Genomic DNA, 18,499 nt, shown 5'->3' with positions numbered 1-18,499 from the left:
ACCGCCCCGACAGCCCGCTAGGCAGCCATCGTGAGTCGAATCCCCTTCCACCGCCCCGTCCGCATCACGCCCCCGCCGATGCCGGAGGGCCGGACGAAACTGGCCGGCCTGCCCCAGCGGCCACAGCCGCAGGGCGCCGCGGGCTGGCTGATGCTCCTGCTGCCCCTGCTGTCCAGCATGAGCATGGCCGCGTACATGATCGCCTACGGCAAGGCGTGGATGATCCTGCTGGGCATCGCCTTCGTCGTGGTCTCCGTGGGCATCACCATCGGCGTCCGGATGCAACTGCGCAGCCACCGCCGCCGCAACCAGTACCGGCAGCGGGAGCGGTACCTGGAGTACCTGGCCGGGGTGCGCAAGCAGGTCATGCGCTCCCAGCTCGGCCAGCGCGCCGCCGACGCGTGGCGGCACCCGCACCCGGACCGGCTCTGGGCGATCGCCACCCGCCGCCGCCGGGTCTGGGAACGCCGCCCGGGCGACGACGACTTCCTGCACCTGCGGCTCGGCACCGGCACGGTGGCGGCGGCCGACGCGCTCCAGATGCCGGGGCAGAACGACCCGACCATCGACGTCGACACGCCCTGCCAGCACGCCGCGGCCGAACTGGTCCGCGCGCACGGCACCGTCGCCGACCAGGCCGCCTGGCTCGACCTGCGCGCCGCGGGCGTGGTGAGCCTGCTGGGCCCGCGCGACCGCACCCGCAAGCTCGCCCAGACCCTGCTGCTCCAGCTCTCCGTGCTGCACGCCCCCGACGACGTGCGGATCGCCGTCGTCACCGGCGGCAACTCCGACTGGGACTGGGCCAAGTGGCTGCCGCACGCCCAGCAGCCCGACCAGGCCCAGCGCCGTGAACAGGAAGTCGTGCCGCTGCTCGCCGACGACCTCGCAGGACTCCAGGACCACCTCCAGGCCACCCTCGACCGGGCGGTCGCCGCCCGCGCCGAGCGCAACGCCCGCCTGATCTCCCAGCGCGACACCAGGCCCCGCGGTCACGTGGTGGTCTTCCTCGACGGATACGAGCCCGACGCGCCGTGGGCCCGCTCGGCGCTGCTGTCCGACCTGCTCACCGAAGCGGGCCCCGACCTCGGCGTGCACGTGGTGTGCCTGGTGGAGGAAGAGGGCTCCGAGCCGGGCCGGGTGGACGTACGCGCCCGCACGGACGCCCGCGGCGGCCTCGCGCTGGAAGGCCGTACGGCCGCGCTGCACGCCCCGGTCGAGCAGGCCGTCGTGGACGAGGTCGCGCCCGGCGTCCTGGAGGCCACCGCCCGTTCGCTGGCCCCGCTGCGGCTGACCGGCGAGCGTGAACAGGTCCTGTCGGAACACGTCTCCCTCTCCGACATGCTCGGCGTCCCCGACATCGCCCACTTCGACCCGGCCGCCCTGCGCCGCGCTCCCGACGACAGAGAACTGCTCTCCGTCCCCATCGGCGTCACCGGCACCGGCGAACCGCTGACCCTGGACCTCAAGGAGTCCGCGCAGGGCGGCATCGGCCCGCACGGACTGATCGTCGGCGCCACCGGCTCCGGCAAGAGCGAACTGCTGCGCACCCTGGTCACCGGACTCGCCATGGCCCACGCGCCGGAGCACCTGGCCCTGGTCCTGGTCGACTTCAAGGGCGGCGCCACGTTCGCGGGCGTCACCGAACTGCCGCACGTCTCCGGCCTGATCACCAACCTCGCCGACGACCTCGCGCTCGTCGACCGGATGCGCGACGCGCTGCGCGGCGAACAGCAGCGCAGGCAGCGGATGCTGCGCGAGGCGGGGAACGTCGACTCCGTCCGCGAATACCAGTTGCGGCAGGCGGCGGGCGCCACCGACATCAACGGCAAACCGCTGGAGCCGCTGCCCTATCTGCTCATCATCGTCGACGAGTTCGGCGAACTCCTCTCCCAACGCCCCGACTTCATCGACCTGTTCGTGCAGATCGGCCGGGTCGGCCGCTCGCTCGGCATGCATCTGCTGCTGGCCACCCAGCGGTTGGAGGAAGGCAGGCTGCGCGGCCTGGAGTCCCACCTGTCGTACCGGATCTGCCTGCGCACCTTCAGCGCCGCCGAGTCCCGCGCCGTCATCGGCACCTCCGACGCGTACACGCTGCCCGCCATCCCCGGCTCCGCCTACCTCAAGGTGGACGAGTCGGTCTACGAACGCTTCCGCGTCGCGTACGTCTCCGCGCCCTACCAGGACCACGACGCCGACAGCGCGGGACCGGCCCTGGAACCCGTGCCCTTCGCCGTGCACGGCGACCTCGCGCCGCTCGCCGCGGACGAGGCCGAGACGCCCGGCTGGGACTGGGACCCGGAGGGCGGCTCGACCGAACTCCAGCTCGCCGTCGAGCGGTTGGCCGACAAGGACACCGCGGGCCACCAGGTGTGGCTGCCGCCGCTGCCCCCGCGCTTCACCCTCGACCCGCTGCTCGGCGAACCGGAGGCCGACCCGGAACTGGGCCTGCGCTGCGCCCTGTGGCCGTACTCCGGCGAGCTGAAGTTCCCGGTCGGCGTGCTGGACGTGCCCTCCCGGCAGGAACAGCAGCCCCTCGTACTGGACCTGGCGGGCCGTCAGGGCCACATCGCCCTGGTCGGCGCCCCGCAGAGCGGCAAGTCCACCTTCCTGCGCACCGCGATGCTCAGCGCCATGCTCACCCACACCCCCGACGAGCTCCAGTTCTACGGGATCGACATGGGCGGCGGCTCGCTGCACGGCCTCGGCGACGCACCGCACGTGGCGGGCATCGCGGGCCGCCGCGACGACGAGCGGGTCCGCAGGGTGCTGGCCGAGATCACCGGCCTGGTCACCGCGCGCGAGCAGATGTTCCGCGACCTGGGCATCCAGTCCGCCGCCGAACTGCGCGCCCGCCGCGCCGCGGGCGAAGTCCCCGACGGCGTACGGTCCGCCGACGTCGTGCTGGTGGTCGACAACCTCGCCGCCCTGCACACCACCGACGAGAACGCCGTCGTCACCCTCACCGAGATCGCCACCCGCGGTCTCGGCGTCGGCGTCCACCTCTGGCTGACCGCCAACCGCTGGGCCGAGGTACGGATCGGCCTGCGCGACAGCATCCCCGGCCGCCTCGAACTGCGGCTCAACGACCCCACCGAGTCCGAGATCAGCCGCCCCGCCGCCCGCGCGCTCGGCCAGAGCATCCCCGGCCGGGGCCTTGCCGCCGCGGGCCTGACCCACCACATCGCGCTGCCCCGGCTCGACGCCGTCGACAGCGTCGAAGGGCTCGCCGAGGCCGGGCAGGCGCTGGTGGCCCGGCTCGCCGAGAGCTGGCGGCGGCCCGCCGTCCCGGCGCTGCGCGTGCTGCCCGCGCGGATCACCGTCCGCGAGCTGGCGGCCGCCGCCGCGCTGCCGCCCGCCGAGCGTTGGGAGGGTCACGGCCCCGCCCTCGGCGCCCGCGAAGTGCCCATCGCCCTGCGCGAGTCCGACCAGCGCCCGGTCGGCCTCGACCTGACCGCCGACGCCCCGCACTTCGTCGTCTTCGGCGACTCCGGCTCCGGCAAGACCGCGTTCCTGCGCGCCTGGATGCGCGGCCTGGCCGCCCGGCACAGCGCGCGCGACCTGCGCTTCATGGTCGTCGACTACCGGCACAGCCTGCTGGGCACCGTGCCCGACGAGTACATCGGCGCCCGCGGCGGCAACGCCGACCTGGTCGCGGCCCAGGCGCAGGCCCTCGCCGAGACACTGCGCACCCGGATGCCCCCCGCCGACGTCACCGCCACCCAACTCGCCGCGCGCGACTGGTGGCACGGCCCCGAGCTGTACGTCGTCGCCGACGACTACGACCTGGCCGCGGGCACCATGGGCCACGGCCCGCTCGCCGCGCTCGCCGAATTCATCCCGCAGGCCGCCGAGTTGGGCTTCCACCTCGTGCTCGCCCGCCGCGTCGGCGGTGCCAGCCGCGCCCTGCTGTCCGACCCCCTGCTGAGCAAGCTCAAGGAGATCGGCACCGACGGGCTGCTGCTGTCCGGCGACCACCGCGAGGGCGTCCTGATCGGCGACCAGCGCGCCTACCGGCGTCAGCCGGGCCGCGGCACGCTGATCCGCCGCAGCTCCGCCGTCCCCGCCATCGTCCAGGTCGCCATCGACGAGCTGGGCGAAGAGGCCCCCGGCGAAACGGGCCCCGGCGTAACGGCTCTTCGTGAAGGCGGCGAGCCGGTGAGCGTACCGGGCCCCGCCGCCGAGCCGGTGCCCGCGGGCGTCGTGGCGGGGCACGGCGACGATCCGGGTTCCCCCGAACCCGCCGCCAGGCAGCCCGACGTGGCCCGGTACGTCACGGGACCGGTGACCCGCCTGGGCGGCGGCCCCGAGAACAGCACCCGTCCGAGTAGCAGCGGTACGCCCGAGGAAAGCGGCCCCGACCATGGCTGACGCGGATTCCGTACTCAACACCATCAAGCTCGACGACATCTACGAACTGGGCAACGCCTGGATCCGGATGGGCGACGACCTCCACGAGCGCAAGGTCGCCGTCAACGGCTACGTCTCCGAGCTCGGCATGACCGGCAAAGCCGGTGACGAAGCGCGCCTGGCCTGGCAGGAAGGCGTCGCCCCGACCATCGACAGCGCCGCCGAGACCGCCTGGACCATCGGCCAGACGATCAACCGCTACGCCGACGAACTGCACAAGGCCGCGGCGGAGTACGCGAAGAAGCTCAACGCCGCGATGTGGGCCGACATCCTCGGCGCCCTGCTCGGCGCCGTGTTCTTCGCCCTCGGCCCGCTGCTCAGCGGACTGCTCGCCATGATCGGCCAGTTGCTGGCCCGGCTGATCCCGATCATGGCCCAGATGGCCGCCCGGATCGGCTCGGTGGCCACCGCGGTCATCGAGATCACCGGCAGCGCCGTCATCGGCGCCGCGTCCAACCTCGCCTTCGACATCGCCGTCGGCAAGATCGGCGCGGACATCGCCGGTACCGACTACGAGGTCGACTGGAGCATGGAGGCGTGGAGCCTGGGCATCGGCGGTGCCTTCGGCGGCATCAGCGGCGGGCTCGGGGCCTTCCACTACACCCCGCGTCCGGGAAAGCCGGGCTCCGGCCCCAAGACCGGCGCCCCGCCGCCCGTCTCACCTCCGCCTCCCACGCCGATCGGCGGCAAACCGCTGGGCGGCGGTGGCGGCGGGAAGTCCCCGATCGGTCCGCCCCCGTCGCGGATCGGCGGCGGCGACCACGCGACGCCGATCACCGACGGATCGGGCAAGGGCGGTCCCGCCCCCGACTCGGGACCGATCGTCACCAAGCACTCCTCCGGCGGCGAGTTCAGCGGCACCAACAGCGGACCCGGCGGCGGCCACCACAGCAGCGACGTCGGCGCGCCCGCCCCCAAGGGCGACGACTCCGCCGGGGGTTCGAAGGACCCCGGCAGGACGCTGGGCGCTCCGCCGGCCAATCCGTACGGGGTGAAGACCCGTCCGGTCGGCGACGGCGGTTCGAACGGGTCGTCGGGCTCGTCCGGTTCATCGGGTTCATCGGGTTCGTCGGGCAAGGGCGAGTCCGATCCGGGCAGGACGCTGGGCGCTCCGCCCGCCAACCCGCACGGGGTGACGTCCCGCCCGTACGGTGACGGCGGTTCTAACGGGTCGTCGGGCTCTTCGGGCAAGGGCGACGGTTCACCGGGGGGTGCGAAGGACCCGGGCAGGACGCTGGGCGCTCCGCCCGGCAACCCGCACGGCGTGAAGGACCGCCCGTACGGCGAGAGTTCCGGCGATTCGAGCGATTCGAGCGGTTCCAACGGTTCCAACGGGTCCAAGGGGTCCGGTGGGTCGTCCAAGCCGCTGAGCCCGAATCCGATGGACAATCCGGGCAGGCGGCTGGGCGGTCCCGGCGAGAATCCGTTCCCCGGCCCCGGCACGAAGGCCGAGGGCGGCGGGCCGGTCAAGGCGCAGCCGACCGGGCCCGGTTACGACTACCCGGCGACCAGTTCCCACGGCCGTCCCGACGGTTCGGGCTCCGGCAACCCGATGGACGGGCCGGGGCACCGCCTCGGCGGTGGCAAGCCGGACCCCAACAGCCTCTGGAAGGAACCGAATCCGGACGCGCCGGGCAGCAACGGTCCGTCGAAGGCGCAGCCGACCGGGCCGGGGTACGACTATCCCGCGACGAGTTCCCACGGCCGCTCCGACGGATCGTCCGGATCGGGCACCGAAGGGAAGCCCGGCGGGCCGGGCGGGTCGAATCCGATGGACGGGCCGGGGCACCGCCTCGGCGGTGGCAAGCCCGACCCCAACAGCCTCTGGAAGGAACCGGGTTCTGGCAACCGCGGCGGTGGTCCGCGCGACAACGGATCGACGGCGCCGCCCGCGCCGAAGGCACCGGCGCGTACGGGGCCCGGCCATGACCAGCCCGCGACGCTCGGCGACAAGCCGGGCGGGCGGCAGAACGGCGGCGACGCGGCGGGCTCGGGCGACGGCGGCAATCTGCGGTCCAACCAGGGCAACAGCAGCCACACGCAGATCGAGACCGCGCCGCCACCGCACGAGCCCGGTTCCGGCACGAACTCCGGCTCCGGCAAGGGCAGTCACTCCGACAGCGGCCAGAGCGCGCCGCCGCCCCGGAAGGAGACGACGGAGACCGCACCGCCTCCGGGCGAGGCCCCGCCGACCCCGGTGGCCCCCGCGCCCAAACCGCCGGTGCCCTCCGGCAAGGAGGGCGGGAACCCGCAGGCAGGGAATTCCCAGGGCGGCAACACGCAGGGAGGCAACCACCAGAGCGGAAATCCGCAGGGCGGGAACTCCCAGGGCGGGAACCGTCAGGGCGGGACATCGAAACCCCCGGCTTCGAGCGGCACCGGCCCCGACCCGATGGCGAATCCCGGCCGGACGCTGGGTGACGGGAAGCCGGTACCGGCCAGGGAGCCGCGTTCGGGTGGTTCTTCTGAGTCGTCGCCGGTGCCGTTGAGTCCGAATCCGATGGACAATCCGGGGCGTCGGTTGGGTGGTCCGGGTGAGAATCCGTTCCCCGCGCCGGAGTCGAAGCCGCAGGGTTCCGGCGAGTCGCAGTTGCACTCCGACCCGATGGCGAATCCCGGCCGGACGCTGGGCGGCGCGAAGCCCGCGCCGGATTCGGGCTGGAAGGAGCCGGGTCGGGGCGGATCGTCCTGGACGTCATCCGGGACGTCGTCCAAGCCCGTCAGCTCCGATCCGATGGAGAATCCGGGACACCGCCTGGGCGGCGGCATCCCGGACCCGAACGGCCTGTGGAAGCCGCCCGGTTCAGGCAACCGGGGCGACGGCTCGCACGGGGCCGGACCGAAGCTGCCGCCCGCGCCGAAGCAGCCTACGCGCAAGGGTCCCGGTTACGACGGTCCTGCGACGCTCGACGACGTACCGGGCGGGCGGTCGAACTCCGGCAACGGGAGTTCGGGCGACGGCCCTGGCAATCTGCGTCCTAACCAGGGCAACAGCAGCCACACGCAGATCGAGACCGCGCCGCCGCCGCACGAGCCCGGTTCCGGTAAGGACTCCGGTTCCGGGAAGGGCAGTCGGCCCGACGGCGGCCAGACCGTACCGCCGGTCGGCAAGGAACCCCCGGCCGCCGCACCGCACACGAAGGAGGCCCCGCCGACCACGGTGGCCCCCGAGCCCAAGTCGCCCGCGCCCTCCGGCAAGGAGGGCAAGCAGCCCCAGAACGGCAAGTCCACGTCGGAGACCACCACCGAGCCGGCCCCCGCCTCGTCGGACAAGGGCAAGGAGCCTGCGACGGACGAGGGCAAGGGCAAAGAGCCTGCCACGGACGGGGGTAAGGGCAAGGAGCCCGCGACCGATGAGGGCAAGGGCAAGGGCAAGGAGCCCGCGTCGGAGGAGGCACCCCCCTCGCAGCACGTGCCGCCGGGCGAACAGCCGCATGAGCAGGAGGGGTCGGGCCACGGTCCCGGTCTGAGCGAATTCGACAAGGTGATCCTGGCGCACGAGATCAACCGCGAATTGCACCGGCTCGATCCACGCCGCCCTCCGGTCCGCCCCGGGGACGTGGACGAGCTGCACGCCCAACTGCCCCACTGGCGGCAGCGCATGCCGTTGCGGCCACGCGGTGAGGCGATCGCGCAGACGATGGTGACGGGCAAGCCGCTGTCGCTCCCCGGCGGGTCCTCGCATTCGGGTTCGGGAGGATATTCCAGGACGTCCGTCTTCACCGACCCGAGGGAGCAGAGCAGGCCGCCGGTCTCGTCCTCCGGGCGCCGGTCGAGCCGGCGGTCCTATCCTTCCCCCGGGTCGGTCCAGCGGCCTGGCCTGCTGTCCTACCCCTCCTCCGGGCTCGGCCGCCGACCGATCGCGCCGCCCGCCCCCGCGCCGAGGAGGCAGCCCAGCAGCTCCGGGTCGCGCGGGCAGTCGTACGCCCCGCCGCCGTCGGGATCGAGCCGACAGCCGTACCCGCCGCCGTCGGGATCGAGCCGACAGCCGTACCCGCCGCCGAGTTCGAGCCGACCGCGCACCCCCGTCTCTGACATCGGGGACGTGGAGATGATGGACGCGCCGCCCCCGGAGCACGCCCCCTTCTACGCGCCGACCGCGACGGTCCGGCCCCACGGCATCTCCGACAGGCATTGGCACGACATCCTGGAGGCCCAGCGGATCTCCGAGCGATGGCACACCGATTACTACCGGCGAATGGGCCTTCAAGAGGAGGCGATCCGCCAGAACCTGCGGAATCAGGGAATTCCGGTCTCTCCGCACGACACATTGCCGTTCGAGCCGCTGCCGCGCGAGATCGAGTTGTTGAACTTCGGTCATGAGGTCTTCGCCGACGTACGCCGCATTCTCCACGGGGGCCAGTCGAATCAGGCGTCCTCGGTCGCGGCGACGGGCGGGGCGCTCCAGATTCGCCTTTCCCTGGCCCGGCAGGTCGCTCCCCGGGAGCAGCCCAGAAATACCATGGAACAACTGGGGCAGAGCGCGGCCACGGCATCCATCACCGGCACGGGCAACTGCGGTGAGCACGCGGCCTTGACCTACACGCTCGTGAACCGGCACAGGCTGCCCGACGGCATGCGGATCTGGTACGTGCCTCTGAATCTGCACCGGGGTGAACGCGGCGACAACCCCGTCGCCCCGTACACCGACCATGTGTTCATCGCGGTCGGTTATCCCGAGCGGCCCCGTAACATCGTCATGCTCGACCCGTGGGAGGTGAACGCGACTCCGATCTTCGCCGGGGATCCCGCTTTCCGCTTCCCGTTCCTGGTCGGTCCGCGCAATGCGCCGTCGATCAACCCGCGGGCCGTTCTTCTGCCGAATGACGGAATCGACTACCTGGCCATCGGCCATCGTCAGATCGGGCACGAAGTCCACGACATCATGGATTTCACCGGTACGCCTCTCCCCGCCAGCCAGTACCAGGGGGTGTACAACATGTATCAGGACTTCGCCATGCCGGCGCCCGTCCGGAACATGTACCCGGCCGGCCCCGCGTGGGACGCCTATTTCGCGCACCGGCACCCCCAGCAGCCCGGCTTGATCCGGCCGGGCGGTTCGTCGGGTCAGCCGTCCGGCCTGATCCGGCCGAGCGGTTCGTCGAGTCGGCCGAGCAGCTCTTCGGGTCGACCGGCCGGGCCGTCGAGGCAGCCGAGCGGCATGTCACGTCAGCCCAGCGGTTCTTCGCGTCGGCCCAGCGGCTCATCGCGCCAGCCTGGCGGCTCTTCGGGTCAGCCCAGCGGTTCTTCACGGCGGCCGAGCGGCTCGTCGCGTCGGCCGAGCATGCCGTGGGACCAGCCGGGCGGCCCGGCCCGTACGGTGGGCGGTTCGCCGGACACGGGGATCGATCCGATCCGGGAGCAGTGGGGCATCGGGCGGGTGGTCACGCTGGCGGAGCCGCGCTCCGGCACGGGTCTGGTGCGCGGTCCTGCCCCGGAGGCCGGTCCGCGTACGACCGGTCGACCCGGTGAGTTCGCGGTGTTCGACCTGCCGCTGCCTCCGGCCGACACGCCGTCGTCGTCAAGGCCGTTGGGGTACGAGGTCGATCCGGGCGGCTGGATCAGGCTGCCGGACGGCAGCGTGCTGTCGCCCGGCGGCTGGGTCAGCTTCGGGGACGACTTCATCCACACCCCCACGGGCGCGATCATGCACGGCGACAGTGGCTGGATCGGCGAGGTCGGCAACATCGAGCAGATCGCCGAGACCTGGCACCACTTCGACCCGTCGGCGGCCCCTCACCTGCCGGTGCCCTCCGGCGACGGCCTGCACATGGTGCCGGTACACCCCGGCGACCAGGCCGTGCACATCCCGCTGCGGCCCCGTACCGACTCGGAGACGCAGGCGGCGGCCCCGATCGCGCACCCCGGCTCCGGGACGCCGCGGCCCCGTGGCCCCGTGCCGACCGGCACGGCGGGCACGGCGGGCACGGCGGGCACGGCGGGCACGGCGGGCACGGCGGGCACATCCGGTTCACCCGGTCCGTCCGCCAAGGGCAAGGAGCCCGCGACGGACGGGACTTCCGGCTGGGACGAGACGCCCGCGGCGGCCTGGGCGCCCGTCGTCCGGCCGATGGCGCCGACGCCGTCCGCCGTGCCGTCGCCTCCCGTGCAGGGGACGTCCGGCCACGGTTCCGGCCTGAGTGAATTCGATCAGGTGGTCCTGGCCCAGGACATCAACACGGAGCTGCACCGGCTGGACGCGACGCATCCGCCGGTGACGGTGGCCGATGTGCCGGAGCTGCACGCGCAGTTGCCCGACTGGCGGCAGCGTATGCCGCTGCGGCCGCGTGGCCAGGCCATCGCGCAGATGATCGTGACCGGTCGTCCGATGTCGCTCCCGGGCGGGTCATCGTCGTACTCGGGTTCGGGAGGGTATTCCAGGACTACGGTCTACACCGATCCGAGGGAGGAGAGCAGGCCGCCGGTGTCGTCTTCCGGTCGCCGGTCGAGCCGCCGGTCCTATCCCTCCTCCGGGTCGGTCCGGCGGACGGGCGTCTTGTCCTACCCCTCCTCCGGGTTCACCCGCCGGCCGAGCAGGGAGTCCTCCTTCGCCGAGCCGAGCAGGCAGCAGTACCCCTCGTCGGGATCGAGCAGGCAGCAGTATCCGCCGTCGGCGGGATCGAGTCGGCAGCCGTATCCGCCGACCGCCGGATCGAGTCGGCAGCCGTATCCGCCGACCGCAGGGTCGAGCAGGCAGCCGTATCCGCCGTCCGCGGGGCCCAGTCGGCCGCCTGCGCGCTCCTTCGAGCCGGAGGACGTGGAGATGGCGGACGCGCCGCCCTCACCCCGCCTGCCGAGCTGGCAGCCCGCCCCCTTCTACGTACCGACCGCGACGGCTCCGCCGCCCGGCATGGCGCCCGAGCAGTGGTTCGCCATCGAGCGGCTCAACCGTCAGTCCGTGCAGTGGCACACCAACTACTACGCGCAGCGGGACGCGGCCGAGGCGGCGAGTCGCGGCGGACGGCGGGTGGGGATGGGCGACCCCCTTCCGCCCGACATGCTCCCGTCGGAGCCTTTGCAGAACGAGCTGTGGCTGATGGACCTCGGCCATGAGATCTTCGCCGGGGTACGCGAGATCCTGCACGGAGGCCAGTCGAATCAGGCGTCCTCGGTCGCGGCGACGGGCGGGGCGCTCCTGGTGCGCAACCACCTGGCCCGTCAGGTGCCCCGCGTTCAACCCCGCAATATCCAGGAGTCGTTGGGGCAGAGCGCGGCCCAGGCGTCACTGGTCAACACCGGCAACTGCGGTGAGCACGCGGCCCTGACCTACGTCCTCCTGAACCGGAGGCAGCTGCCCCCGGGGATGCGGATCTGGCACGTGCCGCTCAACCTCCACCCGGGCGAACACCCGTTGCACGCCATCGCGCCGTACACCGACCACGTGTTCATCGCGGTCGGCTATCCCGAGCGGCCTCGCAACATCGTGCTGCTCGACCCGTGGGAGGTGAACGCGACTCCGATCTTCGCCGGAGACCCCGCGTTCCCCTTCCCGTTCCTGGTCGGTCCGCGCAACGCGCCGTCGATCACCCCGAGGGCCGTTCCGCTCCCGCACGACGGGGTGGACTACCTGAACGTCGGTCTCAGCCAGATCGACACGGGCGCGATCCTCAACATCATGGACTTCACCGGCACGCCTGTCGCGGCCAGTCAGTACGAGGGCTTGTACAACATGTACCAGGACCTCGCGATGCCGTCGCCCGTCCGGAACATGTATCCGCCCGGGCACGCTTGGGACGTCTACTTCGCGCACCGGCACCCTCGAATTCCGGGCTCGAACCGGCCGATTGGCGGTTCGTCAGGTCGGCCGGGAGGGTCGTCGGGCCGCCCGGGGAGTTCGTCGCGGCGGCCGAGCGTGTCCTTGAGCCAGCCGGGCGGGCTGTCGCGCCGGTCCAGCGTGTCCTCGGGGCGGCCGAGCGGACTGTCACGGCAGCCGAGCGGTATGTCGGGCCAGCCCAGCGGGTCTTGGGACCGTCCGGGCGGGTCGTCGGGTCGGCCGAGTGGGTCGTCGAGCCGACCGAGCGGGTCGTCGGGTCGGCCGGGAAGTTCGGCGGGGCGGCCGAGCGGCTCGTGGGATCTGCCGGGCAACCGGTGGGGAGCACGGGGCGGTTCGCCGGACGTGGGGATCGATCCGATCCGGGAGCAGTGGGGCATCGGGCGGGTGGTAACGCTGATGGAGCCGCGCTCCGACACGGGTCTGGTGCGGGTTCCCGCTCCTGCGGCGGGTCCGCGTACGGCCGACGGGCCCGGCGAGTTCGCGGTGTTCGACCTGCCGCTGCCTCCGGCCGACACGCCGTCGTCGTCACGGCCGTTGGGGTACGAGGTCGATCCGGGCGGCTGGATCAGGCTGCCGGACGGCACGGTCCTGTCTCCGGGTGGCTGGGTCAGTTTCGGTGACGACTTCATCCACACGCCGACCGGCATGATCATGTACGGGGACAGCGGCTGGATCGGCGAGGTCGGCAACATCGAGCAGGTCGCCGAGGTATGGGACGAGTTCGATCCGTCCGCGACCGCGTACGTGCCGGTGCTCTCCGGCGACGGCCTGCACATGGTGCCTGCCCTGCCGGGGGACGAGGCGGTCCACGTTCCCGTGACGCCTCGTACCGGCACCTCTTTCGCGGCGCCGCGCGTGCGGGCGGGCGCGGACGTTCCGCCGGGGAAGGGCAAGGAGCCTGCTACGGATCAGGCCCCGGCGGCGGGCGAGGTCCCTGTCGCGTACGAGGCTCCTGTCACGGAGCAGGCGCCCGTGTCCCGTCCGGTACCGGTCGAAGCCGTGGTACCGGCGGTACCGGCGATGCCCGTGGCACCAGCGGCACCGGCGATGCCCGTGGCCGTACGTCCGTCGCACGCCGCCCCCGAACTCCCGTCCCCCGCACGCTCGCAGGAGGACCGGCTGGCCGAGCGCGGGCTGGCGCCGCTGTACATCCTCGACCAAGGGGACGCGGTGACACACGCGTTGACCGCCGTCGCGCCCGTGGAGAGCGGACGGCTCGTGGGGCACGGACGGCCCGCCGGGTCGCGGGAGTTGCGGGACACCCTGGCCGACGCGCTCGTGACCGACGCGCAACGGCCGCCGGGGGAACGGCGGTTGTGGCCGCCGCTCACGGGCCTGACCGCCCCCGGACGGACGGCGCCGCTCGTCGGCTCCGAGGAAGCGGCCGTCGAAGCCGTACGTACGGGGACCGGTTCCGATGACGCGGACTGGCTCGTGCTCGCGGTGGCCGCACCCGTGCTCGGGCTCCGGGTCACCGTACTGACGCCGGACGGAACCCCCTGGACGACAGGACCGGACGACGGCCGCCCCGTCCTGCTCTTCCAGCAGGCGGACCCCGCTCCGTACACCGCGCGGTGGGCGGCGACCGAGCCCGTCGGCGCCGTACCGGAGCAGCGGCCCGTACCGCCCGTATCGCCGCTGTCGGCACCGGAGTTGGCCTCGGACCAGGCCCCGGCCCCGGCGTCCTCGGCACCCGACCGGCACGTGGCGGCCACCGTCCCGTCCTCGCCCCCGTCCTCGCCGCTGCGACTCGGCTTCGGTACGGCCAGTGGCCCGCGGCACCGGGCCGCCTCCGGCGGGGAACCGGCGCCCGAGGTCTTCTTCGGCTCCGAACCGCGCCCGGCCACGAGGCGGTGAGGGCGAGAGCGCCGATCGCCCCGGACACCTCGGCGGATCCGGTGCCCGCACCGGCACCGGATCCGCGAGAGGAACCGCCGTAGCGGGGTGCGCGCGCCGTGTGATATTCGTGGTGCGCAAGGGGAGTGGGGGACTCCGGTCACCAAGCGGTACGGGCACCGCCGCGCAAGGCACGCGGCCGGTGGACGCCGCACCGGGCCGGGCGGCGCCGTCCCGCCGGTCCTTCTGCTCATTCCGTGCTCATTCCGTGCCCATCCGGTTTCGGGGGCGGCCGTTGGCCTCGGTCCTGGTGCTTGACTGGCCGGGTGTGACCTGAGGGCCTTCATGTGCGTCTGAGCGATGGGCATCTCTTTGTTGGACTCTTGGCGAGTGGGGAACGGGCGTTGAGCGACACCGATCAGGACGAGGCGAAGCGGCGGCGGCGGGCACGGTTCGTCGAGGTGCTCACGAGCAGTGCCCGTCAGCCGGGGGAGCGTTCCCGGCTGGGCTCCAGGGTCGCGGGCGCCACGGCCGTACTGGCGCTCGCCGCGGGCGCCACCATGGGGATCGGCGCCTGGCGCGGCCACCAGGCCGACCAGGACGCGAAGGAGCTCACGGCCGCGCAGACCAAGGCGGCCGACCGGCTCGCCCACCTCCCCACCGGCTCCGTCAGCCCGACCGCGCAGAAGCCGACGCCGAAGCCGTCGCACTCCGCCACGCCCAAGGCGCCGGTCCACACCACCCACTCGCCGACGCCTTCGCCGAAGCGGTCCGAGAAGGCGACCGCCACTCCCACGCCGACCATCGCCGTCTACCCCTCCACCGCGCTGCTCCTGAACGCCGCGACGGCGCTGTGCGCCGACATCCCCTACTTCGGCGCGGGCAAGGTCGGCGGGTCCGTCAACACCCACAAGTGCGACGGCACCAGCAACGACAACCAGATCTGGAACATGCGCGTCCAGCCCGTCGGCAAAGGCCCCGGCGGCACCGACCTCGTCCTCTTCGTCAACGCCAAGGACGATCTCTGCCTCGACATGCCCAACCGCGGCCCCCAGCCCGCCGGCACCACCCTCAACGAGGCCAACTGCGACGGCACCCTCGCCGACAACCAGCTCTGGTGGCTCGAACCCGTCGGCAACAGCGCCGTCCACATCCGCAGCTTCATCAGCGGCAACCTCTGCATCCGCCCCGGCAACGTCAGCCCCGGCGGCTCCGACCGCCGCCTCATGATCGCCACCTGCGGCACCAACGACGAGTCCCGCTGGTTCCTCTACCCCGTCTCCGCCTGACCCGCCGCCCGCCCCTCCCTCGCCAACGCGTGAACGCACTCCGGTGAGGTGCACAACTGGTGCGGTCCCCGTCAGCTTTCGCCGAATCCAATCGCGGCGGTTGAGCGTGAACAGATAGCATCCGCGCTGCCGAGGGGGTGCGTATGACATTGGTGAAAAAGGGATCACGACGGATCGTGGTCGATGGCGTGACCTACCGGTGGCGGCTGCGGCGCAGGCCGACGTACGACCAGCTCCTCGGCTGGGCGCCTTGCACATACGCGGTCGAACGCGCTGATCGGTCCGGCGCAGTTCTCACCGTCAGAACAGATCAACCGCACATGCGGAACGCGGTCCATTCGGCGGGCAGCCCGGTGCTCCCATCAGACGTCGCCTCCGCTGTGCGCGCTGCCCTCACACGTGGCTGGGCACCCGAGAACCCCGGTCCCCTGTTCCGTCTCGACCAGTCGAAAGCCTTCTCCCCTTGGCCTGGATAGACGTTCACCGACCCGTCGTGACCTGCGATCACTGGCAAACGGCCGCCGCGGTCCGCCGCATCCGACCGCACATACGCAAAGCCCCCGACCTCACCGCTGACGCTGCTGGCAGGGTTTTTTGACACTCCTGCCGAACCCCCCCGGGCAGGATTCGAACCCGCGCACACGGCTCGGGAGGCCAGCGAGGCCGTTGATTGTCGCGAGGCGCTGAGCTGGGCGGGAGCCGTGGCTGTCGCTTGCCGTGGGGAAGATCATCACGTCCCTATGACGTGAGGGCCTGTAGGGGTCCCCGTACACCCGTATCGTCAGTCGCATGGTGTCTGGTGCGGCTGGCGACGGTCAAACAGGTAGTGGAGCTGTGGAGTTCACGGCCGAGACGACCCTCGCCGTGTTGCGTGAGGCATGCGCGTCGGTCTGCCTGGACTCGACCGGTGCCCGGTTGCTGAGGCTCGGCTCCAACGCGGTGTACGCCCTTGCCGACCGGCCGGTGATCGTACGTATCGCTGCCGATCCCGATGCGCTGGCGGAGATGGAGCGTGCCGTACGGGTAGCCCGATGGCTGGGTGCGGAGGACTTCCCGGCGAACCGCGTGCTGGCGGGGGTGTCGCAGCCAGCGGTGGTCGACGGGCGTGTGGTCACGTTCTGGGAAAGCGTCCAGGACGCGGAAGAGTACGCGACCCTGCCCGAGCTGGCCGACCTGTTGAGGCGGCTTCACTGGCTGGAGGAGCCGGAGTCGCTGGGGCTGCCGTACTTCGATCCGATGGCGAAGGTGCGGGCCTCGCTGAATGGTCTCGGTGACGGCGTCCACCCGGAAGACGCGGCGTTTCTCGCTGAGTTGGCCGACCAGTTGGAGAAGGACTACGGCCGGCTCGACTTCGTTCTGCCCTTCGGTGTCATCCACGGCGACGCGAACATCGGCAACGTGCTCCGCGCCCGCTCCGGGCAGGCGGTCCTCATCGACCTCGACGGCTTCGCGCTGGCCCCGCGTGAATGGGACCTGATCCTCACCGCGATTTACTACGACCGGTACGGGTGGCACACGCGGGAGCAGTACGAGTCCTTCGTCCACCACTACGGCTTCGACGTCATGAACTGGCCCGGCTACCCGGTCCTCGCCGACCTGCGCGAGCTTATGATGACGCTCTGGATGGGTGGGAAGGCCGCGGTCGAGCCGAGGGCAGCCGAGGAGTTCGCCCGCCGCGTGAAAGCGATCCGCACAGGCGCCACACGCCGTGATTGGCGTCCCTTCTGACTACGCACTCCTACGCACTTTCGCGGCCGGTCGCCAGCCATAGCCGGTGGTCTGCCGCCTGTTCGTGCAGCTCACGCACAGCGGTGGTTGTGCCATGCGGGGTCAGCGCGGCACGAAACTCGCGTAGGTAACTGACGCACCGGGCGGACCGTAGCTGCTCGCCCAGGTCCAGCGCGTCCAGGGCCACCCGGCACGCCTCCTCGACGTCGCCCGCCCGGAGATGCGCGTCGGCGAGCACCATCGTCACGAAGAAGTCCGACCGTACGTGGCTGCCGCTCATCGCGTTCCCGGCGTGCTCGACGGCCTGGCGGGCGCTGTTGACGTCGCGGAAGCAGTGCGCGGCCTCGGCGGCGAGTTCAGCGTCATCGAAATAGGTGATCCACTCCGGCTCGTCGCCGGAGTTGCGGCGGTCCAGGAAGCGCGCCGCCTCGGTGAGGGCTTGTTCGCAGCCGCGCTTGTCGCCGGTCCGGGCCAGGGCCCGTGCCTCCATCGCGTGGAACTGCGCCATGAGCGTGGGCGTGGCCACGCCCGAGATGCCCATACGTGCCGCACGGGCAAGTGTCGCCGCCTCCGTATGGCGGCCGAGGAACGTGGCCTGGTGGCTCATCGCCGACAGGATGCTGCCCGCGAGCCGGCGGTCGCCGCCGTCCTGCGCGAAGCGGAGCGCTTGCAGGAAATAGCGCTGAGCGAGTCCGTGGTGGCAGGCGTCGTACGACATCCACCCGGCGAGGAGCGTCGCTTCGGCGACCGTCGAGAACAGTGCGCGCCCAACGCCCTCGGTATATCGGCCGCCGAGCAGCGGCGCCACGTCACGGCTGAGATACTGGATGACCGAATGCCGGGCGTGCTCGCCCCCAAACTGGTCGTCCAGCGAGGCGAACGTATCGCTGGTGGCCTTTACCATGGCTACGTCCGCCAGACCGACGCGCGAACTCGTACGGTCGGCGGCCTGCGTCGGCGCCGGCTCGGGCGCGACCAGCCACCGTAACGACGCGTCGCTCCAGGCATGTTCGGATGGCTCTGAGGTCAACAGTGGCTCGTAGCCGTTCAGATCGGCTCGCCACAGGCGGTCAACGGCCGAGACCGCCGCGTCCGGCGTCGGCGGATAGCGGGCTTCGAGGAGTTGGGGCTCACCGTCGACCGCGCTCGGCCGGAGCCCCAATTCGGTTCCGGTGACGCCGAGCGCATCGCAAAGGAGCGGACCGTAGAAGTCGTCGGGCTGGCTGTGCCCGTTCTCCCAACTCGCAATGCGACGCTTCACGCTGGCGTCCGTAGGAAGTGCGCTTCCACGCTGGTGCGCAGCCCGACGCAGCTCGTTGACGAGCCTCAGTTGGCCCCATCCTCGTTGCTTTCGCGCTGCCCGGATCTGGGCGCCGTCTTCGCCGATCACGTATCCCACCCGGCCTCTTCGCTGCGTCGCGCGATTAGTGGCTGACTCATCACCTTACGTGATCGATGCGTTACG

The 18,499-nt window shown here is 72.0% G+C and carries 5 protein-coding genes; 4 read left to right on the top strand and 1 reads right to left on the bottom strand.

Going from position 1 to position 18,499, the window contains the following annotated elements; genetic code table 11:
* Positions 1 to 30 precede the first annotated feature (30 nt).
* From eccCa to ACIP4Z_RS10190, 4 genes are all read left to right on the top strand, one after another.
* A complete protein-coding gene (gene eccCa / locus ACIP4Z_RS10205) occupies positions 31 to 4,368 on the top strand; it encodes a type VII secretion protein EccCa (RefSeq protein ID WP_401306342.1) in 4,338 nt (1,445 codons plus the stop codon).
* Positions 4,361 to 14,038 (top strand): hypothetical protein, encoded by a 9,678-nt coding sequence (locus ACIP4Z_RS10200; RefSeq protein ID WP_401306339.1) that lies wholly within the window; start codon positions 4,361 to 4,363, stop codon positions 14,036 to 14,038. Before eccCa ends, ACIP4Z_RS10200 begins: the two co-directional genes overlap by 8 nt.
* A gap of 383 nt (positions 14,039 to 14,421) precedes the next feature.
* Entirely contained in the window at positions 14,422 to 15,306 is an 885-nt protein-coding gene (locus ACIP4Z_RS10195) for an RICIN domain-containing protein (RefSeq protein ID WP_355344242.1), read from the top strand.
* 789 nt (positions 15,307 to 16,095) lie between these two features.
* Entirely contained in the window at positions 16,096 to 17,034 is a 939-nt protein-coding gene (locus tag ACIP4Z_RS10190) for a phosphotransferase family protein (RefSeq protein ID WP_401306336.1), read from the top strand.
* A 10-nt stretch (positions 17,035 to 17,044) separates the two neighbouring features.
* Here the strand turns inward: ACIP4Z_RS10190 and ACIP4Z_RS10185 are convergent, their stop codons facing one another.
* The gene (locus tag ACIP4Z_RS10185) at positions 17,045 to 18,295 is read right to left on the bottom strand and encodes a hypothetical protein (RefSeq protein WP_401306334.1); all 1,251 of its coding nucleotides are present in this window, start codon (positions 18,293 to 18,295) and stop codon (positions 17,045 to 17,047) included.
* Positions 18,296 to 18,499: the final 204 nt, after the last annotated feature.

It is taken from the genome of Streptomyces sp. NPDC088910, from assembly GCF_044749865.1.
GTDB lineage: Bacteria > Actinomycetota > Actinomycetes > Streptomycetales > Streptomycetaceae > Actinacidiphila.
This window is presented reverse-complemented; position numbering and strand designations above follow the sequence as displayed.